At 58.2% G+C, this 20170-nt stretch carries 22 protein-coding genes; 8 read left to right on the forward strand and 14 right to left on the reverse strand.

Annotation, left to right across the window (positions count from 1 at the left end; all coding sequences use genetic code 11):
- Positions 1–12 precede the first annotated feature (12 nt).
- Both I9188_RS08110 and I9188_RS08115 read right to left on the reverse strand, forming a co-directional pair.
- Positions 13–1194 (reverse strand): aminotransferase class I/II-fold pyridoxal phosphate-dependent enzyme, encoded by a 1182-nt coding sequence (locus I9188_RS08110; RefSeq protein WP_209504971.1) that lies wholly within the window; start codon positions 1192–1194, stop codon positions 13–15.
- A 108-nt stretch (positions 1195–1302) separates the two neighbouring features.
- Positions 1303–2631, reverse strand: coding sequence for an amidase family protein (locus I9188_RS08115; RefSeq protein WP_209504972.1), 1329 nt, complete (start codon positions 2629–2631; stop codon positions 1303–1305).
- 87 nt (positions 2632–2718) lie between these two features.
- Between I9188_RS08115 and I9188_RS08120 the strand changes: the two genes are divergently transcribed.
- Positions 2719–3945: an FAD-dependent monooxygenase gene (locus I9188_RS08120; protein ID WP_209505266.1), complete on the forward strand. Its 1227-nt coding sequence runs from the start codon at positions 2719–2721 to the stop codon at positions 3943–3945.
- On the opposite strand, the gene I9188_RS08125 is transcribed toward I9188_RS08120, so the two are convergent.
- The 6 genes from I9188_RS08125 to I9188_RS08150 form a co-directional block, all read right to left on the reverse strand.
- Positions 3942–4127: a Trm112 family protein gene (locus tag I9188_RS08125; RefSeq protein WP_209504973.1), complete on the reverse strand. Its 186-nt coding sequence runs from the start codon at positions 4125–4127 to the stop codon at positions 3942–3944. The genes I9188_RS08120 and I9188_RS08125 overlap by 4 nt on opposite strands.
- Positions 4124–4765 (reverse strand): LON peptidase substrate-binding domain-containing protein, encoded by a 642-nt coding sequence (locus I9188_RS08130; RefSeq protein ID WP_209504974.1) that lies wholly within the window; start codon positions 4763–4765, stop codon positions 4124–4126. The genes I9188_RS08125 and I9188_RS08130 overlap by 4 nt, the downstream gene beginning before the upstream one ends.
- Positions 4766–4791: 26 nt before the next feature.
- A complete protein-coding gene (gene trxA, locus I9188_RS08135) occupies positions 4792–5706 on the reverse strand; it encodes a thioredoxin (RefSeq protein ID WP_209504975.1) in 915 nt (304 codons plus the stop codon).
- A 75-nt stretch (positions 5707–5781) separates the two neighbouring features.
- Entirely contained in the window at positions 5782–6570 is a 789-nt protein-coding gene (locus I9188_RS08140) for an exodeoxyribonuclease III (protein ID WP_209504976.1), read from the reverse strand.
- Positions 6571–6643: 73 nt separating this feature from the next.
- Entirely contained in the window at positions 6644–7036 is a 393-nt protein-coding gene (locus I9188_RS08145) for a GFA family protein (protein ID WP_209504977.1), read from the reverse strand.
- A gap of 238 nt (positions 7037–7274) precedes the next feature.
- A complete protein-coding gene (locus I9188_RS08150; protein ID WP_171724917.1) occupies positions 7275–7961 on the reverse strand; it encodes a response regulator transcription factor in 687 nt (228 codons plus the stop codon).
- Positions 7962–8123: 162 nt separating this feature from the next.
- On the opposite strand from I9188_RS08150, the gene ribA reads away from it, so the two are divergent.
- Positions 8124–9215 carry a GTP cyclohydrolase II gene (gene ribA / locus I9188_RS08155; RefSeq protein ID WP_209504978.1) on the forward strand — a complete coding sequence of 364 codons (1092 nt, stop codon included), beginning with the start codon at positions 8124–8126 and terminating at the stop codon, positions 9213–9215.
- Entirely contained in the window at positions 9212–9712 is a 501-nt protein-coding gene (locus I9188_RS08160; RefSeq protein WP_209504979.1) for a L,D-transpeptidase family protein, read from the forward strand. Before ribA ends, I9188_RS08160 begins: the two co-directional genes overlap by 4 nt.
- Here I9188_RS08160 and I9188_RS08165 read toward each other — a convergent pair.
- Both I9188_RS08165 and I9188_RS08170 read right to left on the reverse strand, forming a co-directional pair.
- Positions 9696–10355, reverse strand: a complete 660-nt coding sequence (locus tag I9188_RS08165; protein WP_209599592.1) for a YggS family pyridoxal phosphate-dependent enzyme — start codon at positions 10353–10355, stop codon at positions 9696–9698. The genes I9188_RS08160 and I9188_RS08165 overlap by 17 nt on opposite strands.
- 100 nt (positions 10356–10455) lie before the next feature.
- A complete protein-coding gene (locus I9188_RS08170; protein ID WP_209504981.1) occupies positions 10456–11475 on the reverse strand; it encodes a porin in 1020 nt (339 codons plus the stop codon).
- 281 nt (positions 11476–11756) lie between these two features.
- Between I9188_RS08170 and I9188_RS08175 the strand changes: the two genes are divergently transcribed.
- The 4 genes from I9188_RS08175 (at position 11757) to holA (ending at position 16439) form a co-directional block, all read left to right on the forward strand.
- On the forward strand, positions 11757–12242 hold the full coding sequence (locus tag I9188_RS08175; RefSeq protein WP_209504982.1) for a DUF3576 domain-containing protein: 486 nt from the start codon (positions 11757–11759) through the stop codon (positions 12240–12242).
- Positions 12243–12314: 72 nt separating this feature from the next.
- Entirely contained in the window at positions 12315–14936 is a 2622-nt protein-coding gene (gene leuS, locus I9188_RS08180; protein WP_209504983.1) for a leucine--tRNA ligase, read from the forward strand.
- Complete coding sequence (gene lptE / locus I9188_RS08185; RefSeq protein ID WP_209504984.1) at positions 14923–15414, forward strand: LPS assembly lipoprotein LptE; 492 nt, start codon at positions 14923–14925, stop codon at positions 15412–15414. The genes leuS and lptE overlap by 14 nt, the downstream gene beginning before the upstream one ends.
- Entirely contained in the window at positions 15411–16439 is a 1029-nt protein-coding gene (holA, locus tag I9188_RS08190) for a DNA polymerase III subunit delta (protein WP_209599593.1), read from the forward strand. Before lptE ends, holA begins: the two co-directional genes overlap by 4 nt.
- Before the next feature lies 1 nt (position 16440).
- Here holA and I9188_RS08195 read toward each other — a convergent pair whose 3' ends face one another.
- Positions 16441–17625 (reverse strand): TIGR03862 family flavoprotein, encoded by a 1185-nt coding sequence (locus I9188_RS08195; protein WP_209599594.1) that lies wholly within the window; start codon positions 17623–17625, stop codon positions 16441–16443.
- A 47-nt stretch (positions 17626–17672) separates the two neighbouring features.
- Here I9188_RS08195 and I9188_RS08200 point away from each other — a divergent pair, with 47 nt between their 5' ends.
- Complete coding sequence (locus I9188_RS08200; protein WP_209599595.1) at positions 17673–17969, forward strand: HNH endonuclease; 297 nt, start codon at positions 17673–17675, stop codon at positions 17967–17969.
- Here I9188_RS08200 and I9188_RS08205 read toward each other — a convergent pair whose 3' ends face one another.
- The 3 genes from I9188_RS08205 to I9188_RS08215 are packed head-to-tail and all read right to left on the reverse strand — an operon-like array spanning position 17970 to position 20052.
- On the reverse strand, positions 17970–18707 hold the full coding sequence (locus I9188_RS08205; protein WP_209599596.1) for a VOC family protein: 738 nt from the start codon (positions 18705–18707) through the stop codon (positions 17970–17972).
- A complete protein-coding gene (locus tag I9188_RS08210; RefSeq protein ID WP_209599597.1) occupies positions 18704–19312 on the reverse strand; it encodes an enoyl-CoA hydratase/isomerase family protein in 609 nt (202 codons plus the stop codon). The genes I9188_RS08205 and I9188_RS08210 overlap by 4 nt, the downstream gene beginning before the upstream one ends.
- Positions 19309–20052, reverse strand: coding sequence for an SDR family oxidoreductase (locus I9188_RS08215; protein WP_209504990.1), 744 nt, complete (start codon positions 20050–20052; stop codon positions 19309–19311). The genes I9188_RS08210 and I9188_RS08215 overlap by 4 nt, the downstream gene beginning before the upstream one ends.
- Positions 20053–20170 lie beyond the last annotated feature (118 nt).

The following is a 20170-nucleotide window of genomic DNA, read 5'->3' on the forward strand; positions in this document are numbered from 1 at the left end:
TGCCCTCGTACCTCACGTATAGATGCAGTCGCGGAGTGTGATCAAACCACGCTGCAACTCTGTTTTTGGGGCTACCAATGCAACCCGGATAAAGCCTTCGCCCGGGTTATTTCCCGGATCACCTTGTGAAAGATATGCGCCCGGAAGAACCCGAACCCCGGTTTCCTTCCAAACCTTCAATGCCGCGTCCTCGCCATTCTCGACCGGCAACCACAGAAAGAACCCGGCCTCGGGCGACATGTAGCCCTGCACGCCCGCAAACACCTTATCCGCTATGGCGTATTTCTCCTGATAGAGCGCGCGGTTTTGCTCGACATGTGTCTCATCCGCCCAGACACGGGCCGCAGCAGCCTGCAAGGGCAAAGGCAGTGGGGATCCGGCATAGGTGCGCAGCTTTTTCACCTGGCTGATGGACTTTGGTCCACCGGCAATCAGGCCCGAGCGCAAACCAGCCAGGTTCGAGCGTTTTGACAGGGAGTTAAACAGCGTGATCCGTTCGGGATCAGCCCCTAGTTCCTGCGCGACAGTCAGAACCCCCGTCGGGGCTTGGTCACGGTAAATCTCGGAATAGCATTCGTCGGCGAAGATGCGGAAATCATAAGCCTCGGCCAGACGGATCAGGTCAGCCCAATAGTCGCGCGATGCAACCGCGCCCTGCGGGTTGGCCGGGGAACAGATATAAGCCACCGCTGTTTGGTTCAGCACATCTTTAGACAGGCCGGAATAATCCGGCAGATGACCAGTCGCGGCAGTTGCAGGGACAAAATAAGGTTGCGCACCCACCGAAATCGACGCGACCATGTAGACCTGATAAAACGGGTTCGGGCACAGGATGATCGGTTGTTTGCCATTCTTCTGTTCCGGGCACAGCGCCATGGCCGCATTATAAAGCCCCTCTCGTGTGCCGTTCAGCGCCATGACGTTGACGTCAGGGTCCATTTCGACCCCGTAGCGCCGCTTGATCCAGCCCGTGATTGCGCCGCGCAGGTCTTCCGAGCCTTCGTTCGGCGGATAGCCCTGAAACCCGGCAGCATTTTCCATGATGACATCCGTCACCCAAGCCGGAAAATCATGCGTCGGCGCGCCAATCGTCATATGAACGACGTCACCGCCCGGTTGATGGTGATCCAACAGGGCGCGCAAACGCGGGAATGCATATTCCGGTAGGTTCGAAAACCGCTCGGGAAAATCCATGTTACTGCCTCAATATCGGGGTCGTTTGCGCCCCGTTTTTTTGGCAGATTACAGTCCGCATACCTCTTCGTCCAGACAAAGAGGTTCCGAATCAGTGGATTGTGGCATTCAGGCCAATGCCGATTCTGCCGCTGACCCCAACCGCAACAGGGCCTCTTCCGAGTTCGGATACCCCATCATCATCAGCCCGCAACTGGGCGTTCCGGTGGGCAGGGTCAGCGCTGCAAGCCCCATCAGGTTGCCGATCCGCGTATTGCGAAGGGCCAGCAGGTTTTCTGTCACGTAATAGTCGTGATCGGTCATCAACCGGTCCAGATTGGGCGGCAAAATCGGTGCTGTAGGTGCCAGAACCGCATCGAACCCGGCAGTTGCCGCATCCCAGGCACTGCGGCACGCCTTGAGCTTGGCCCAGGCCGCGACATAATCGGGGCCGGAATAGCCCTTGCCAATGCGAAACCGTTCCAGGATTTCGGGATACATTGCCCCTGGGTTGGCCTCGATCACATCGCGCCACAACCCATAGGCCTCGGTCGTGTAGACGACGCTGGACAGTGGCATCGCCTCGTTCAGCTCGGGCACGTCCAAGGGAACAATCTCAGCGCCTGCATCTGCAAGTTTCTCGATGGCCTCGTCATAAGCTTTTCGCGGTGCATCGCGCAGGTCGTCCTTGGCAATGTTCTGCAAATCGGCAAAGCGACGGCCTTTCAGCGAAGCACCCCTCAGGTCCGCAGGTGCCCCGCCCTCCAACAGGGCCAGCATATGTGCTGCATCTTCAACGGATCGCGCCAATGGCCCAACAGTGTCAAACCGCAGGCAGAGCGGTACCACGCCTTCAAGGCTCAGCCGCCCGGCCGTGGTTTTCAACCCTACCAGATCATTCCATGCCGCTGGAATACGCACCGAACCGCCGGTATCGGAACCGATCCCGCAAGCCGCCAACCCCCAGGCAACCGACGCGCCCGCACCAGAGGAAGACCCGCCCGGCACCGCCGTTTCATCATGGATACAAGGGGGCGTTTCGGTGATCGGGTTCAATCCAAGGCCGGAAAAGGCCAGTTCGCTCATATGCGTCTTACCCAGACAGACCGTCCCCATCTGCGTTGCGTTGCGCACCACAAGTGCATCCGCATCCGGCACCCGGTCTTTCAGAAGCGCCGACCCGGCCTCGGTCGCGGTGCCGGCAGTGTCGAACAGGTCTTTCCAGCTGATCGGAACCCCATCCAGCAACGATCGCCGCAATCCCATTTTCGCACGTTGCTGCGCGGCTTCGGCCTCGGCGCGGGCGCGGTCATGGGTGACGCGAGCATAGATGCGGTCACGGTGCGGATGGGCGTCTATTGCGGACAGGTAAGTTTCCGTCAATTCAACCGGATCGATCTGGCCCATCCCAATGCCACGGCCCAAATCACACGCTGTCATGGTCAACCAATCCTGCATCCCGCCCCTCCTGCTTTTTGGCTTGAAAGAACGGTAGCGACAGGACTGCACATGGACAATCCCGAAAGGGCGCGCATATTGCAGGGCATGACACAGGCATCTGACATTCTGATCGTGGGCGGCGGGTTGAACGGCCCGGCTTTGGCATTGGCTCTGGCACAAACCGGACATTCGGTCACAGTGATTGATGCGCTTGATGTGAAGGTCCGCAAGAATGCGGCGTTCGACGGGAGAGCCTATGCCCTGGCCTTGGCATCACAGCGCTTGCTGGCTGCCATCGGCGCCTGGGACCGTGTTGCGGAACACGCGCAACCGATGCTGGAAATCAAGGTCACGGACGGCCACGCAGGTACAGGCCCGTCACCGTTTTTCATGCATTTCGACCATGCCGAAATAGAAGAAGGTCCGATGGGGTTTATGGTCGAAGACCGTCACCTGCGCCGCGCCTTTCTGGACGCTATGGCCGAAGAGCCCCGCATCACTCAGCTGAGTGGCAAGACTGTTGTGTCGCAACAAGCCGACACCACTGGAGTGACCGTGACGCTGGACGATGGTTCGACGGTGAACAGCAGACTGCTGATCGGGTGCGACGGTCGCCGCAGCGGCACTGCGGACCGCGCAGGTATCAAGCGCACCGGTTGGGATTATGACCAGACCGCACTTGTCTGCGCCATTGAACACGAGTTGCCGCATCACGGCATTGCCCATCAGTTCTTTATGCCACCGGGCCCCTTGGCGATTCTGCCGCTGACCGGCAATCGCAGTTCCATTGTATGGAGCGAACGCACCGAGGCCGCGCAGCAGATCAACGCCCTGCCCGAGGATGAGTATCTGCAAGTGCTACGCCCGCGGTTTGGCGATTTCCTCGGTGACATCCACCTGGCTGGTGATCGTTTCACCTATCCTTTGAACCTGACCATCGCCAATTCCTTTGTCGCTGATCGTCTGGCACTGGTCGGGGATGCCGCCCACGGGATGCACCCGATTGCCGGTCAGGGCCTTAACGCCGGTCTGCGTGATGTCGGCGCGCTGGCAGAGGTTCTGACCTTGGCAGGGCGGCGCGGCGAAGACATCGGGTCGCTTATGGTGCTGGAACGCTATCAGGAATGGCGCAGGTTCGACACCGCTGCTCTTGCGATGGCAACGGATGTTTTCAACAAATTGTTCTCGAACGACAACCCGTTGCTGCGCATTGGGCGAGACGTTGGTATGGGAATTGTCGGCGCACTGCCGGGGTTGCGGCGCGGTTTCGTCCGCGAAGCCGCCGGTTTGACCGGAGATTTGCCCAAGCTGCTGCAAGGGCAGCCAATTTAGTCCAGCTGCCGTGCCTCGTCGACCAGCATGACCGGAATGCCGTTGCGGATGGGAAAAGCCAGACCTGCGGCCTGTGACACAAGTTCCTGCCTTTCGGCGTCATAGCGCAGGGTCGTTTGCGTCTGCGGGCAGACCAGAGCTTCGAGCATGCGGCGATCAAAGGCGTGTTCAGGGTCAGTCATTGCAGTTTTTCCTCATTCGATCCGCCTCGCATTGCGAATTCTATCAATGTCATCAGCGTCTCGCGCCGTGTGCGCAGGCAAGGGGCCTCTAACAAGGCCTGTTTATCTTCCGGGTCAAAGTCCAGCAACATGGACAGAGAGTTCACCAGCAACTCATCCTCGGCATCTTTCAGCGAAGCCCAATCGGTGGACAATTGCCGGGACGAAAAGAAGCGTTCCAGCAAAGCCAGGAACTTGGTGCGATTGAACCTGTCGTCGTTTTCGGCCTTGCCCAGATCCCTGTCAAAACCGTCCCACGAAACTTCGCACCGCCGGTATGGCGTGAAAGCGTCCAACTCTGAAACCACGCGGAACCGGGACACACCGGTCAGCGTGATCAGATAACGGCCATCTTCCGTTTCGGAAAACTGGGTCACACGCCCGACGCATCCGATGCGGTGCAGTTTGTTCTCATCATGGGCCGAAGGATTTGGCTGGACCATCGCAATCAGCCGTTCCTTGGTCTTGAGCGCATCGTCCAGCATTTGCAAATAGCGCGGCTCGAAGATGTGAAGCGGCAAGCGCGAGCGGGGCAACAACAGCGCCCCGGGCAAGGGGAACACGGATACGGTGTCCGGCAGATCGGCGGGATGCATCATGTCCCAATTCTAGCTCTGATCAGAAATTAGGCAAATATCATCGAGCTGAGTTTGCGGCGACCGTTCAGAACGATCGGGTCATTGGGCTTGAGCGCATCAAAGATCGTGAAAAGCTGGGTCTTGGCGGCCCCGTCATCCCACTCACGATCCCGGCGGAACAATTCCAGCAATTGCGCCACGGCTTCTTCCACTTCGCCGTTCGCATGCAATGCCTGTGCCAGGTCAAACCGGGCCTGAAGATTTTCGGGGTCTGCATCAACGGCCGCTGTCAGATCCGCCACCGGACCCGCATCAGCCGCTTGCTTGGCCAGCTGCAATTGCGCATGCGCAGCCTCGACCTCGGCCGAGTTGGATATTTCGGCGGGTGCACCGTTCAGGATGGCCTCGGCATGTTCCAGATCGCCAGTGGCGATATGTGCCCGCACCAGCCCGCCATATGCTGCCGCGTGGTTCGGGTCTTCGCCAAGAATAGCGGCAAAAGTCTGCGCAGCATCTGCCGCTGCGCCGTCGCTCAGCATTTCTTCGGCGGCTACTACGGCGTCATCCAACTGGCCGCCCGGGCTTTCCCCACCTGACGCCTCGATCACGCGGTCCACGAAAGCCTTGATCTCGGACCCCGGCAGCGCGCCCTGAAAACCGTCCACAGGTTGCCCTTTAAAAAACGCATAGACCGTTGGAATCGACTGGATGCGCATTTGCGAGGCGATCATCTGTGCCTCGTCCACGTTGATCTTGACCATCTTCACCGCGCCTTTGGCGGCGGTAACAACGTCTTCCAGCATCGGGCCCAGCGTCTTGCACGGGCCGCACCAGGGTGCCCAGAAGTCAACAATAACAGGCGTTTCCTGTGAGGCTTCGATCACATCGACCATGAAAGTGGCCTCGGTCCCGTCCTTGATCAGATCGGTGGCTGGGGCGGTTGCGCCGTTCAGGATGTCCATGGCAATCACTCTTTCGTTCGAACTTGCGCCCTATATGCAATCGCTTGTCGCAGAAACCAAGGGCAGAGTTTCAGTTCAAATGTCGAAAGTCGCAAAGACCGGCGCATGATCGCTGGGCTTTTCCCACCCACGCGCATCCCGCAGAATGCGACTGGAATGGCCTGCATTCGAAATATCGGGCGTGGCCCAGACATGATCCAGCCGCCGACCCTTGTCTGCCGCATCCCAGTCGCGGGCCCGGTAGGACCACCAGCTAAAAAGCTGCCCTTCGGGAATATCCTGCCGGGTGATATCGACCCAACCACCTGCGTCCTGGGTCTCGGCCAGATGTTCCACTTCGATCGGAGTGTGCGAGACGATCTTGAGCAATTGTTTGTGCGACCAGACGTCATCTTCGCGCGGGGCAATGTTCAGATCGCCGACGAGGATGGATTTTTCCGGCTTTTCTACGTGGAACCAATCGCGCATGTCCGTCAGATAGTCGAGCTTTTGGCCAAATTTCTCATTCACTTCACGATCCGGCACATCACCGCCAGCGGGGACATAGAAGTTGTGGATCGTGACACCATTCTCCAACCGTCCGGCTATGTGGCGCGCGTGGCCGAGATCTGCGAAATCCTTGTCGCCCACCTCCTCAATCGGCAAGCGGGACAGGATCGCGACGCCATTATATCCTTTCTGGCCACGGGCAATCATGTGGGTATAGCCCAGTGCCGAGAACCCTTCGGTCGGGATCTTTTCAACCGGAGACTTGCATTCCTGCAAACACAGAATATCCGGCGCCTCTTCTTCCAACAGTTTCAGCACGATAGGTTCGCGCAGTCGGACCGAGTTGATGTTCCAGGTGGCAAGTGTGAAGGGCATGGCGAGGATTCCTCTGTCGCGATTTGGCGAAGGTTAACGCGGTGGGGGATGGGGTACCATCAGAAAAGAAAATCTAGGACGGGTGGCTTTCATTTTGGGGGGCATCATCGCAAATCTCGTACCAGTCCGGTTTCTCCGAAACAAATTCGTGAAACTGAACTTTCTGCTCTAACCCGGTATCCAGTGCATTTGCTGCGATTGGAAAACTGTCTGCTTCTGAAATGATTTCGCCCAAAGATGTCCCACAATTCTCGCAGAAACACCTGCCGTATTTGTAGGGCGGATCAGGCCGGTGCAGCGTTACATTTTCCCTTCCCCGAACCCACACCAAGTCTTCTTTGTTGACAAATACGACTGTGCTGGCCCCGGCTTTTCTGCATCTTGAGCAATGGCAGGTTCCCATCACGGATGGTTGAGACTTCAGGTTAAACTTCACCGCCCCGCACAAACAGCTTCCTTCGATCATCACGCGCTCCTCCAACCCTTCGCAAGAAATAGAACATTACAGGAACAAAATGGGTTTCGCAACGCCTGTGACGGTATAGGCGGCGCATGATCTCGCCCTTCAGAAAAGAAAAAAGCCGGGCCATTCGGCCCGGCAGTCCAACAGGGAGGTGCATGTCATAACCCGGACATGCGCGGGTTGGGAGTAACCTAATTATGAGTACAGGGTATCACTTTGATCCAAGTCAATCCACACCCAGTTAAGACACCAGCCTATATCCACCGGATTCTGTGACCAAAAGGCGCGCATTTGACGGATCGGGCTCAATCTTCTGTCGCAGGCGGTAGATGTGGGTTTCCAGCGTATGCGTTGTAACACCTGCATTATATCCCCAAACTTCGTGAAGCAGCACGTCCCGCGCCACCACGCCGTCGGTCGAGCGGTACAGGAATTTGAGGATGTTGGTTTCCTTCTCGGTCAGGCGGATTTTTCTGTCCTCTTCCGTGATCAGCATCTTCATCGCCGGTTTGAACGTATAGGGACCAAGTACAAATACTGCGTCCTCGGATTGTTCGTGCTGGCGAAGCTGCGCACGGATACGTGCCAGAAGTACCGGGAATTTGAATGGTTTCGAAACATAGTCATTCGCGCCAGCATCAAGGCCCAGGATCGTATCGGCATCGCTGTCATGACCGGTCAGCATCAGGATCGGGCTTTTGACACCCTGTTTGCGCATGAGGCGGCACAGTTCGCGCCCGTCGGTATCCGGCAGACCCACATCAAGAATGACCAGGTCATAGATCGCTTCGCGCGCGCGCTCCATGGCAGAGTGACCATCTGACGCCTCGAACACGTCAAAGTCTTCGGTCATGACAAGTTGCTCGCTGAGCGCCTCGCGTAGATCCTCGTCATCGTCCACCAGCAGGATTTTCTTGAGTTGAGCCATTTCCCGGTCCTCCAAACGCTTTTCCATCACTTGCGTGTGGAATATGCAATCAACAAGATTTGCTGCAACCGTTTCACGCCTTCGTGTCAGAGTTCGCGGAATTGTTTCACATTTCCTTTCGAAAGAGCTAGGAGAAAGATTGAGCGTTATAGGGTAACATTGATGAGTCTCATCCCCGATATCACGGAACTTCTGGCCCGGGCCCGGGCCGATCTGCGCATGGGCGTTCCCGTTGCGCTGACTGATGACAGCGGCTTCAGCGTGCTTGCGGTTTCTGCCGAAACCCTCAGCCCGCAGCGTTTGGCCGACCTGAAAAAACTAGGAAATCCGGTGGTGGCCATAACAGGGCGGCGTGCTGAAACCCTGAAAGCGCGGGTATACGACGGGGATCTGGCACGGGTATCGATCCCGGCGGATGCAGATATCGCATGGGTACAGGCGGTTGCCGATCCTTCCGACGATCTGAACGCGCCCATGAAGGGCCCGTTGATGACCGAGCGTCACGGCAATGCCAATCTGCACCGTATCGCAATTGCATTGGCCAAATCCGCGCGCATCCTTCCCGCTGTGGTCGTGGTACCTGTCGAGGACGGCAGGGAATTTGCGGCGTCCCACGGTCTGACATGCATTGATCACACGCGCGCCACGCCTCATCTGGCGGATCGCAGCACTTTGCACGAAGTCGTCGCGGCCCGCCTTCCGATGGAGGTGTCCGAAGCCGGTCGGTTACACGTGTTCCGCCCGGAAGACGGCGGTGAAGAACACTACGCCGTCGAGATCGGACGTCCGGACCGCGATAAGCCTGTGCTGGCCCGATTGCATTCTGCCTGTTTCACCGGCGATCTGATGGGAAGCCTGAAATGTGACTGCGGCCCGCAACTGCGCGGCGCCCTGGAGCAGATGGGGGCAGAAGGTGCAGGCGTTCTTTTGTATCTGAATCAGGAAGGGCGCGGTATAGGTCTGGCCAACAAGATGCGCGCCTATTTCCTTCAGGATCAAGGTTTTGACACCGTTGAGGCGAACCACAGGCTGGGTTTTGAGGACGATGAGCGCGATTTTCGGCTTGGGTCGGACATATTGAAGTCGCTGGGTTTCAACTCAGTCCGCTTGCTGACCAACAACCCGGCCAAGATCGCCATGATGGAGCGAACAGGTATCGCAGTAACCGAGCGTGTCCCTCTGAAAGTTGGCGAAACCTCTCACAACCGGGGATACCTGGCAACCAAGGCCAAGAAGTCAGGCCATCTGCTTTGACCCCAGGCGATCTTGTTCTGACCCCGCGCGGCATCCGGTTTCTTGGCAGGGTGTTCCCCTGTTCCGTGGGCAAAGGCGGGTTGAGCAACGCAAAACGCGAAGGTGATGGGGCGACCCCCACCGGATATCATCGAATCGTTGGGATGCTATACCGGGCAGACCGATTGGCCGCCCCCAGCAAATGGGCCTGTGCCATTGGCCCACGGGACTTGTGGTCTGACGACGTGTCTGAAAGCAGATACAACCACATGGTCAGCGCACCCTATGCATTCAGCCACGAAAGGCTGCACCGCGCCGACCCATTATATGATCTGATTTTGTTGACCGACTGGAACTGGCCAGACGCCGTTCCGGGCAGAGGGTCAGCGATATTTCTGCACCAATGGCGCAGACCCGGCTATCCAACAGAAGGCTGCGTTGCATTTCGTCGGGACCATCTACACTGGATATCACAGCGCATTGCCCCCGGAACACGGTTGATTATTCCCGAGGTTTAATTCGTTCGCCAAAGATAGCTGAGCCAACGCGCACATGTGTCGCGCCAAGGGCGATGGCCTGTTCGAAATCGTCACTCATCCCCATAGACAATCCGTCAAGCCCGTTGCGCGCTGCGATTTTTGCCAACAGCGCAAAGTGCAGAGCAGGCTCTTCATCGACCGGAGGAATGCACATCAATCCACGCACGGGCAGATCCAATGACCTGCACTCGGCTATGAAACCATCCGCGCCCACAGGAAGGATACCGGCCTTTTGGTCTTCCTCACCGGTGTTGACCTGAATGAACAGATCCGGACAGGTTCCCATTTCCTGTGCCAAACGTGCCAGTGTCTTGGCCAGTTTGGGTCGATCTACCGAATGGATCGCATCGCACAGTTCCATTGCGTGACGGGCCTTGTTGGTCTGCAACGGGCCAATGAGGTGCAGATCAATACCCTCGAACTGTTCTTTGAACGCGGGCCACTTGCTTGCTGCTTCCTGCACGCGATTCTCGCCAAAACATCTGTGCCCCTGCTCAAGAACCTCCTGCACCCTTTCATTCGGCTGCACTTTGGACACGGCAATCAGTTTGACCGAACCTGCAGGTCGGTCCGACCTGGCTTCGGCTTTGGCAATACGTGCGGTGATGTCTTGCAACGACATGGGACCCTCATCCTGTTTTGGAGCAGGAAAACACCAAGTCGGCGCAAAAGAAAAGGGCGAGTCCGAAGACCCGCCCTTAAACCTTGCGGTTCAGATCAGCTTAGAAGTTGAACTGAGCACCGAAGTCAGCAACGATGGTCGAGTCTGCGCAGATGTCGCAGTCGTTCACACCGATACCACCGCGCAGCGATGCACCGCCACCCAGGTCGTAGATCGCACCGATTGCGACCTGCTGCGTGTCGAGGTCGGCGTTGCCGTCACCGTAGGTGAACAGCAGGGTGGTTGCGGCACCCAGGTTGTAGGCAGCCGAAAGACCCCATGCGGTACCGTCTGTCAAAGCAACTTGAGTTGCGTCGTCTGCAACAAACAGAGTACCCGAGAAGTCACCCCATTCGCCACCCAGGGTCAGAACGGTCAGGCTCGGATCGCTACCAACATTACCCGGAAGGTCGGTTTGGCCGTAGGCCAGAGCGGCTGTGATGTTGTTGAAGGTGTAGGTTGCGCTGATGTCCCAACGGTCAGCGTCAACAGGTGCACCGTTCAGAGCTACAGTCGCTTGGTCGTACGATGCGCCAAACGAGAAGTCACCAACCGAGTACTGGAAGAACACGGCGTTCGAACCCGAACCGGTCGACGAGTAACCCAGGAAGCTGTAGTTAACGCCCGAGTACTGACCTGCGAACAGTTCCAGACCTACTTCGTTGCCGTAGTAGTTTGCCAGGTTGTCGAAGGCACCTGCAACGTTACCGGCGTCAACACGCAGGCCACCGTAGATGACCGAGAAACGTGCGCCGTTCAGACCGGCAGAGTTTGCTTCACCGTTGCCGCTGTTTTCGTCAGCTTGCAGACGAACACGGCCTTCGAAACGAACGCCACCGTCGGTTTCTGCAATGCCGTCGATGTTCAGACGGAAGCGCGAAACCAGGATCGCGTCGTCAGTTTGAACAACAGCAGTACCAGTTGTCGTTGTGGTACCTGTGGTTACGAAGTTTGTAACGGTACCGCTACGATCTTCAACGTAGCCAATACCAAAGCGGCCATAACCGCTGAAGTTAACTTCAGCTGCTGCAACGCCTGCGGTCGCAATCAGCGCCGTCGATGCGAAGAGAACTTTTTTCATCTTGTTTCCCTCGGTTTCAAAAGAGTTATCTACTCGACACATGCCTCGGCATATGTCTCAGCACGGACACCGTTTCGCTCTTTTTGCCCCCTTTGCGCAAGCTTGGCATAAAGGCGGGAGCGTCATTGAGGTCAAATTGGTGCAAGGATGCCACAGTCAGTTTTCGCCCTGATGCAGCTGATACACTTACATTTCAGAAGAATGGACTTGTTGCAGCGGGGGTCCTTGGCTAGGAGTATCCCCTGAATACTGTAGAACAAGTGAAACAGGACCTGTTTACAATGCGCCTGCCGACGATTTTGGGAATGATCCTGCTGACCGCCGCTCTTTCGGCATGTGGGCAGAATCGAAACACTTCGACAACGTACTCCCCCAACCTCGCTGGCGGCAATTCGGACGAACAGGAGCTGAATGATCCCGAGCGGACAACAATCTGGGACATTTTCGACCGCAGTACCGCCGAACAGACCACAAACGTAAACCGGTATCTGTGGGCGGCTTCTCTGGATGTGCTGAGTTTCCTGCCTGTGCAAGAGGTTGATCCGTTTACCGGTGTAATCGTAACGGGTTACGGCACACCTCCGGGCGGCGGCCGATCCTACCGGGCAACTGTTCACATCAGCGATCCGGCGCTTGCCGCGCGCTCTTTGTCGGTTGCGCTGCAATCGAGTGGGGGAGCTCCGGTAAGTGCAGCAACTTCCCGCGCAGTCGAGGATGCGATTCTGTCGCGTGCCCGGCAGCTACGCATAGCGGACAACAAGTTCTAGCAACCCGCCGAAAATCACAATATTACCACGCCGGGTTCCTACCCGGCGTTTTCATTCACGAAGGACCGCACAATGTCGCGCTACTCGGCCACCGAAATCGAAGCAAAATGGCAGGAGGCCTGGGACAAGGCCGGGATCTTCACCGCCAACCACAAGGCGGACAAGCCAAAATACTATGTGCTTGAGATGTTTCCGTACCCGTCTGGCCGAATCCATATGGGGCATGTGCGCAACTATACGATGGGTGACGTCATCGCGCGGCACAAGCTGGCGACGGGCCACAACGTGCTGCACCCGATGGGCTGGGACGCATTCGGGATGCCTGCGGAAAATGCCGCGATGGCCATCGGGGGTCATCCGAAGGACTGGACCTACAGCAACATCGCCGACATGCGCGATCAGATGAAGCCACTTGGCCTGTCCATCGACTGGTCACGTGAGTTCGCGACCTGCGACCCCGAGTATTACGGCCAACAACAGGCGCTGTTCCTCGATATGTTGGATGCCGGGCTGGTTTATCGCAAAAACGCTGTGGTGAACTGGGACCCGGTCGACATGACCGTTCTGGCCAACGAGCAGGTTGAAAATGGTCGTGGCTGGCGTTCGGGCGCACTGGTAGAGCGGCGCGAACTGACCCAGTGGTTCTTCAAGATTTCGGATTATTCCGAAGAGTTGCTCGACGCGCTGGACACTCTGGACAACTGGCCCGCCAAAGTGCGCCTGATGCAGGAGAACTGGATCGGCAAATCCCGTGGTCTGCAATTCGGCTTTGAACGCACTGACGGCGGCGATCCGATCACCGTCTATACAACCCGCCCTGACACGCTGCTGGGCGCATCTTTCGTTGGCATCTCGCCCGATCACCCGATCGCAAAACGGCTTGAGGCCGAAAACCCCGAAGTGGCTGAATTCGTGGCCGAATGCCGCAAAGGCGGCACCACGGAAGAAGCCATAGAAACCGCAGAAAAGCTGGGTTTTGACACAGGCATCAAGGTCAAGCATCCGCTGGACCCGAGCTGGGAACTGCCGGTCTGGATCGCCAATTTCATCCTGATGGATTACGGCACTGGCGCAATCTTTGCCTGCCCTGCGCATGACCAGCGCGACCTCGACTTTTGCCGCAAATACGGCCTGCCTGTAGTCGATACCTTCTTTGCGCTGGATGACGACACACCGGTCGACAAAATTGCATTCGTCCCGCCGAAAACCGAGAAAGTTCGCTGGGTGAACCACTTTGCCGGTTTGACCGAAGCGACAGGCGAAGAAGCCATCAACGCCACCGTCGATTTTGCTGAACAAGCCGGTTGGGGCGAGGGTGTCACCAAATACCGTCTGCGGGACTGGGGCCTCAGCCGTCAGCGCTATTGGGGGTGTCCGATTCCCGTCGTGCATTGCGAAAGCTGCGGCGTGGTGCCCGAGAAAAAGGAAAACCTGCCGGTCCGCCTGCCTGACGATGTCACATTCGACAAACCCGGCAACCCGCTGGACCGCCACCCGACCTGGCGCGATTGTTCCTGCCCCTCCTGCGGTGCTCCGGCCAAGCGCGAGACCGACACGATGGATACCTTCGTCGATTCGTCGTGGTATTTCGCGCGCTTTACCGCTCCGCGTGCGGAAACACCCACTGATCTGGCCGAGGCCGAATACTGGATGAATGTCGACCAATATATCGGCGGCATTGAACACGCGATTCTGCACCTGCTGTATTCCCGGTTCTTTGCGCGGGCGATGAACCTTACCGGCCACTTGCCCAAAAAGGCTATCGAGCCGTTCGACGCGTTGTTCACTCAAGGCATGGTGACGCATGAGATTTACCAGACACGCGACGCTAACGGCCGGCCGGTCTATCACCTGCCCGAGGATGTTATCGAATTGAACGTGGACGGTAAACGGTGGGCGGTACTACGCCACGAAGCCTTGGAAGGGCAAGACGTAGACGACGGGGCGTTGCTCGCAATGGCTAATCTCGCCAATTTGGTAGTCGAAATTATCCCTTCGGCCAAGATGTCGAAATCCAAGAAAAACGTGGTCGATCCAGTTAGCATCATTTCAGCCTTTGGCGCCGATACGGCCCGTTGGTTCGTGTTGTCCGATTCGCCACCCGAGAGAGACGTGGAATGGACTGCGGCAGGGGCCGAGGCCGCCTATAAGCATCTGAATCGCGTTTGGAATCTGTGTGACAGGATCGGTGCCATGGAGGCCAATGCAGCGGGCGAAGGCGATGAGGACCTGTTGCGCGAGATGCACAAAACCATCCGTGACGTGACATTGGGTGTTGAAAGCTTTGGCTTCAACGCCGCCATCGCCAAGCTTTATGCTTTCACTAATACGCTGGCAAAATCCAAGGCCGGTGCGGCGGCTCAGAAACAGGCAATCAAAACACTGGCCCAGTTGATGTCGCCTATGACGCCACATCTGGCGGAAGATATCTGGGCGCATCAGGGCGGTGAGGGCCTTGTGGCTGTCGCCCCGTGGCCCGTCGCACATGAAGCGATGCTGGTTGATGACACCGTCACCCTGCCGATCCAGATCAACGGCAAGCGTCGCGCGGAAATCAGCGTTCCGAAAGATATGGACAAAGCCGAGGTTGAAAATATCGCGCTTAGCACCGAAGCTGTCCAAAAGGCGCTGGATGGCAACGCGCCGAAGAAAGTTATCGTTGTTCCGGGCCGGATTGTGAATGTCGTTGTTTGATCGCAGAACATTGCTTGTGATGCCGCTGGCGCTGGCTGCCTGCGGCTTTCAACCGGTTTATGCTCCGGGCGGGTCGGGTTCTGCCTTGTTCGGCCGGGTGGCGGTGTCTGCGCCAAATACCGTCGAAAGCTATCTTCTGGTTCAGAACCTTGAACAGCAACTGGGCCGCAGCGCGGGCTCTGTCAGCGATTACACTCTGGATGTTCAGGTCTCGACCGAAATCCGCGGCGCGGCCATAACCACGACGAACGAGACAACGCGGTACACGATTGATGGACGGGCGCAATACGCTTTGAAATCCAACGAAACCGGGCAAGTCGCGGCGTCCGGCACCGTAACCGATTTTGTGGGCTATTCTGCTTCGGGTTCCACCGTGTCGACGCTGGCTGACGAACGCGATGCGAAAGAACGCCTGATGGTGATCCTGTCCGGGCATATCGTGAACCGCCTGTATTCAACACCGGGCTTGTCCAAATGAAGTTGAGCCCGCGCGAGGCTGACGGGTATTTCGCCAAGCCGGATGCGGACAAGATCGGGCTGCTGATCTATGGTGCGGATGCCATGCGGGTGGCGCTTAAGCGGCAACAGGTTCTGGCCGCACTGCTTGGTCCCGGCGCGGAAGAGGAAATGCGCCTGACCCGCCTGCCGGGTGGTGACTTGCGCGGCGATCCGGCGTCTCTGCTGGACGCGGTCAAGGCGGTTGGGTTTTTCCCCGGCCCGCGCGCGGTGTTTGTGGAAGACGCCACCGAAACCGCCTCGCCTTCGATTCTGGCCGCGCTTGAAGATTGGACCCCCGGCGACGCTCAGATCATCGTGACGGCTGGTCAGCTGAAACCAAATTCGAAAATCCGCAAAGCATTCGAGGGGCATCCCGCCGCCTATGCGATAGGCATTTATGACGACCCGCCATCGCGCGCAGAGGTCGAGCGGGTTCTGGCCGAAGCACATCTGAAAAACATCCCCCGCGATGTCATGTCTGCCATCAGCGAACTGGCCAACAGTCTCAGCCCCGGTGACTTCACCCAAACCGTTGAAAAACTGTCGCTTTACAAGCGCGGTGACAACTCTGAGCTGACAATGGAAGACATCGAAGCCTGCGCCCCGCGTTCGACCGAGGCGGCGCTTGACGACGTGCTGAACGTGGTTGCCGAAGGCCGCGCCGGTGAGATCGGGCCGCTGATCCGGCGGTTGCAGGCACAAGGCACCAACGGGGTAACCCTGTGTATTGGGGCGACCCGGCATTTCCGCACACTTTATGCCTGCGCCTCGGATCCGGGTGGTGCTGCGCAGGGTATCGGTAAGTTGCGCCCGCCGGTTTACGGCAAACGCCGTGACCGTATTCTGCGTCAGGCACAGGGCTGGGGGGCGCCCAAGTTGCAAACAGCGCTGACCGTTCTGACGGATACCGACCTCTCCCTGCGATCCGCCGGACAAACAGCCCCCTCAATGGCTCTGGTTGAGCGTGCTATGATTCGTCTGGCGATGCTTGCGCGGTCGCGCTGAGTTATCTGCGCTGATCCAGCCAATCGGCAGCAGCCCGACCGGCCCAGCGACCCGTGGCGAGACAGGCCGTCAAAAGATACCCCCCGGTTGGCGCTTCCCAGTCCATCATCTCACCCGCGCAGAACACGCCCGGCATGGACCTCAGCATCAGCCCGTCGTCCAACGCGGATCGTTTCACGCCGCCTGCCGTCGATATAGCCTCATCCATCGGTCGCAGCCCCGCGTGCAGGATTGGCAGTTTCTTGAGGACCGCCACGTTGCCCGGCAGCGGCAGGTGACTGCGTTTTGCCATCTCGTGAAACACGGCAATCTTCTGCGGTGACAGATTCAACGACTTTCTCAACCATTGCGAAAACGTGGTTTTCGACTTTTTGGAAGACCATCGCGCCCGCAAGGACTGCTGGTCCAGATCAGGCACCAGATCGACATAAAGTGGATGCCCTTTGCGCAAGGCAGGGGTGAGAGTGTAAAGCCCCCCTCCCTCCAGCCCGGTTGCCGAGATCGCAGCCTCGCCGCGGCTTTCCAGGTCACCGGCCATCCACCGAACCGATTTTAGCGCCGACCCGAAATGTGGCTGCATATGAGGGCCCCAGTCCACAGACAGGGCTGAGTTCGCAGGTTCAAACGGTGCCAGATCCACGCTCCTGTCGGACAGGATTTGCGCCCAATGACCATCCGACCCAAGGCGGGCCCAGCTTGCCCCGCCCAGTGCCAGCACGGTTACAGCAGCGGTTAGGTTTTGCGGCCCGTCCGGGGTGTCAAATACCAGCGCATCAGCTTCCCAACCTTTCCATCGCCAACGGGTTCTGATCTCAACCCCTGCTGCGTCCAGTCGCGCAAGCCATGCGCGCAACAAGGGCGACGCCTTCATGGCCTCGGGAAAAACCCGCCCGGTAGAGCCCGTGAATAATGTCTGGCCCAATCCACGCGCCCAGTGCTGAACAGCTTGCGCATCAAAGGCGGTAATCATCGGGCACAACCAGTCCACCGCATTGTTATACGACCGCATCAGTGTCTCAGGCGGTTCGTCCTTTGTCAGGTTCAGCCCCGATTTACCTGCCATCAGAAATTTGCGCGCAACCGAAGGTTTGGCTTCGGCAACCAGTAAGGAATGCCCAGCCTCGGCCAGTTGCTCGGCCGCCATCAACCCTGCGGGGCCTGCTCCGATCACCACTGCCTGCACCATTCGCACCCTCTTGCCTTCGCCGTCCATCGACGCAAGTTCAAACCATCATGGCGAACAACGATCCGATCTGCCCGCTCTGTGACCGCCCGATCCCCAGTGGGGGTGGCAGCCTGCATCATCTGATCCCAAAACTCAAAGGAGGCAAGGGCGGACCCACCGTTCTTCTGCACCAGATTTGCCACAAAGAGGTCCATGCCACCCTGACCGAGGCCGAACTGGCGCGCAGTTACAACACGGTCGCAGCCTTGCGCGCGCATCCCAGGCTTGAGAAATTCCTGATCTGGGTGCGTAAACGCCCACCCGGATTTCGGTCGAAAGTTCCGGGCAAGCGACGCAACAGGTGATCAGCCAGGCAGGACCGGATCGCCAAAGGCGTCTTTCAAAGGTGCGGCCAACCCCTCGACTTCTATTCCCTGGTAATCCGGTACGGGCGCAAACTGCGCACCCGCAAGATGCTGGAACTCCAATGTCGTATACGGTCGCTTCCACAACCATTCGCGATTCTCGACGGCCCACAAATCGGGGTTTGGAGGGGTTTCGTCGGTAAAGGCGTAGAAATGCAGATCAAAGCCATGGGGGGCCACCTCCTGCATCGACAGCAAGGACATACCTTGCGCGCGCCAAAACGCGTCCTCGCCCGCAATATCACCGGTTCGAAGGGTTATCTGACCGATCCGGGCCTGCGCAAACGGAGCATCCGGATCTGCAACCTGCACCGGTTTGTTACCTTCGAAATCATGTTGCAGCAATTCGACGACAAACCCTTCGGGATCAGCCAGATGGCACATATACCCGATATCCAAAAACTGGCTCGGCGTGCTTACCGCAGTACCCAGCGCGCGCAGATGCGCTGCCGCAAGATCGACATCAGGTACGGTAATTCCGATCTTCCAATATCTTTGGCCCCGGTCATGGGTGTATCCGCCACCACCCGGCAACAGCAGAAGGTCCGCATCTTCCGAGTTGTAGCCGACGCGGCAACCTGACCCCTGCCGGTCAACCCGCATACCCAGAACGTCGCGATATAATAGGGCCAGTCCTTCCGGGTCAGCGACCCGCAACCGAACGGCCGAAATCCTCATGAACACATCCTTGCGATATCCCTGGCGACAACGGGGTCAGCGTTCACGCTGTCTGCCACAAACTCACGCGCGGTTTGCATCAGGTGATCGGGCTCGACGATCCGGTCAACCAGACCGAAGTCATACGCCTCTTGCGCGGTGATCTTCTGACCTGCCATCAGGATCAACTTGGTTCTGGCCGGGCCCACCAATGCCGCCAACCGTTTCGGATCGGATGGCTGCGGCAGGAACCCCAGCTTCATCACCGGATAGAAGAACTTGGCTGTTGGCACCGCAATGCGAAGGTCACAGGCCAAAGCCATGCCATTGGCCCCACCAGCCAAAGTTCCGTTCAACGCGGCAATGGTCAGACAGGGCAATGCGGCGATGGCACCGGACAGTCTTTCCCAGACGTCAGAGGTGGCCAGACCGGCGCGCGCCTCGTCCAGATCGGCCCCCGCGCTGAACACTTTGCCCGCGCCCGTCAGGATCAGCGCCCGCGCGCTGGTTGCGGCCTCGGCAATCCCGACCAGTTCATCCAGCATCGCTCCGGTCAGGGCGTTTGCCTTTTCGGGATTGTTGATCGTAACAACCCACAGGCCATCCTCTTTCGTCAGGTCAATCATATCAACCCGACCCTTTTTCTGATGTCTTCCAGGCGCAGCGATATCTCCGTTCCCAAATATTCATCCGCGTCCTTGGAACACATCCACAACAGGGCACGTGCTGGCCAGTCTGCGGGAATATGCGCGTCCCAGTCCAGTTGACTGACCGGATTGATGCCGCTTGCCTTGATGGACCGCTGCATATCCGTGGCAACCGTCCCCGGCGACAGCCCCATGGTGCGAATACCGTGTTGGGCTTCTTCCAGATGCAGGCATTCCGTCAACATTTTTGCCCCGGCCTTTGACGCGCAATAATGGCTCCACGCCTCAACCGGGTTGGACGCCGCGCCGGACGAGACGGTCAGAATGCTTCCACCCCCGGCGGCCCGCATTACTGGCAAAGCAGCACGCATCCCGTAGAAAACACCTTTGAGGTTGATGTCGATGGCTTTGCTCCAGGCCTCAGGGTCGGCGTTGGAAAGATGAAAGATCGGATCGATCACACCGGCATTGCCAACCAGAACATCCAACCTTCCGAACCGATCCACACATGTGGCCACAGCCTGCTCGACCTGCACGAAATCGCTGACATCGCAGGCCAGCGCGATGGCCTGATCACCCAGTTCAGCGGCCAAGGCATCAATCTGATCGCGGTTGCGGGCCACCAATGCGACATTGGCGCCGGCTGCGGCAAAAACGCGCCCCGCTTCGGCCCCGATGCCACGGCTGGCCCCAGTTATCAGAACTGTTTTCCCCTGCATTTGCCTCTCCTCACGTATTGTTGTTGATCCCGGCCACAGCCGTAACGCGGAAACGGGGAAATGGTCCAGCCCTTGCCCCCTTGACGATAGGTGCCACAACCCCGACCATGTGCCGCAA

This window comes from Ruegeria sp. HKCCSA071 (genome assembly GCF_017872555.1).
Taxonomy (GTDB): domain Bacteria; phylum Pseudomonadota; class Alphaproteobacteria; order Rhodobacterales; family Rhodobacteraceae; genus Ruegeria.

Excerpts from the sequence above, each read along its gene's own strand:
- I9188_RS08110 (WP_209504971.1), bottom strand. The coding sequence starts at position 1,194 with ATGGATTTTCCCGAGCGGTTTTCGAACCTACCGGAATATGCATTCCCG.
- I9188_RS08115 (WP_209504972.1), bottom strand. The coding sequence starts at position 2,631 with ATGCAGGATTGGTTGACCATGACAGCGTGTGATTTGGGCCGTGGCATT.
- I9188_RS08120 (WP_209505266.1), top strand. The coding sequence starts at position 2,719 with ATGACACAGGCATCTGACATTCTGATCGTGGGCGGCGGGTTGAACGGC.
- I9188_RS08125 (WP_209504973.1), bottom strand. The coding sequence starts at position 4,127 with ATGACTGACCCTGAACACGCCTTTGATCGCCGCATGCTCGAAGCTCTG.
- I9188_RS08130 (WP_209504974.1), bottom strand. The coding sequence starts at position 4,765 with ATGATGCATCCCGCCGATCTGCCGGACACCGTATCCGTGTTCCCCTTG.
- trxA (WP_209504975.1), bottom strand. The coding sequence starts at position 5,706 with ATGGACATCCTGAACGGCGCAACCGCCCCAGCCACCGATCTGATCAAG.
- I9188_RS08140 (WP_209504976.1), bottom strand. The coding sequence starts at position 6,570 with ATGCCCTTCACACTTGCCACCTGGAACATCAACTCGGTCCGACTGCGC.
- I9188_RS08145 (WP_209504977.1), bottom strand. The coding sequence starts at position 7,036 with ATGATCGAAGGAAGCTGTTTGTGCGGGGCGGTGAAGTTTAACCTGAAG.
- I9188_RS08150 (WP_171724917.1), bottom strand. The coding sequence starts at position 7,961 with ATGGCTCAACTCAAGAAAATCCTGCTGGTGGACGATGACGAGGATCTA.
- ribA (WP_209504978.1), top strand. The coding sequence starts at position 8,124 with ATGAGTCTCATCCCCGATATCACGGAACTTCTGGCCCGGGCCCGGGCC.
- I9188_RS08165 (WP_209599592.1), bottom strand. The coding sequence starts at position 10,355 with ATGTCGTTGCAAGACATCACCGCACGTATTGCCAAAGCCGAAGCCAGG.
- I9188_RS08170 (WP_209504981.1), bottom strand. The coding sequence starts at position 11,475 with ATGAAAAAAGTTCTCTTCGCATCGACGGCGCTGATTGCGACCGCAGGC.
- I9188_RS08175 (WP_209504982.1), top strand. The coding sequence starts at position 11,757 with ATGCGCCTGCCGACGATTTTGGGAATGATCCTGCTGACCGCCGCTCTT.
- leuS (WP_209504983.1), top strand. The coding sequence starts at position 12,315 with ATGTCGCGCTACTCGGCCACCGAAATCGAAGCAAAATGGCAGGAGGCC.
- lptE (WP_209504984.1), top strand. The coding sequence starts at position 14,923 with ATGTCGTTGTTTGATCGCAGAACATTGCTTGTGATGCCGCTGGCGCTG.
- holA (WP_209599593.1), top strand. The coding sequence starts at position 15,411 with ATGAAGTTGAGCCCGCGCGAGGCTGACGGGTATTTCGCCAAGCCGGAT.
- I9188_RS08195 (WP_209599594.1), bottom strand. The coding sequence starts at position 17,625 with ATGGTGCAGGCAGTGGTGATCGGAGCAGGCCCCGCAGGGTTGATGGCG.
- I9188_RS08200 (WP_209599595.1), top strand. The coding sequence starts at position 17,673 with ATGGCGAACAACGATCCGATCTGCCCGCTCTGTGACCGCCCGATCCCC.
- I9188_RS08205 (WP_209599596.1), bottom strand. The coding sequence starts at position 18,707 with ATGAGGATTTCGGCCGTTCGGTTGCGGGTCGCTGACCCGGAAGGACTG.
- I9188_RS08210 (WP_209599597.1), bottom strand. The coding sequence starts at position 19,312 with ATGATTGACCTGACGAAAGAGGATGGCCTGTGGGTTGTTACGATCAAC.
- I9188_RS08215 (WP_209504990.1), bottom strand. The coding sequence starts at position 20,052 with ATGCAGGGGAAAACAGTTCTGATAACTGGGGCCAGCCGTGGCATCGGG.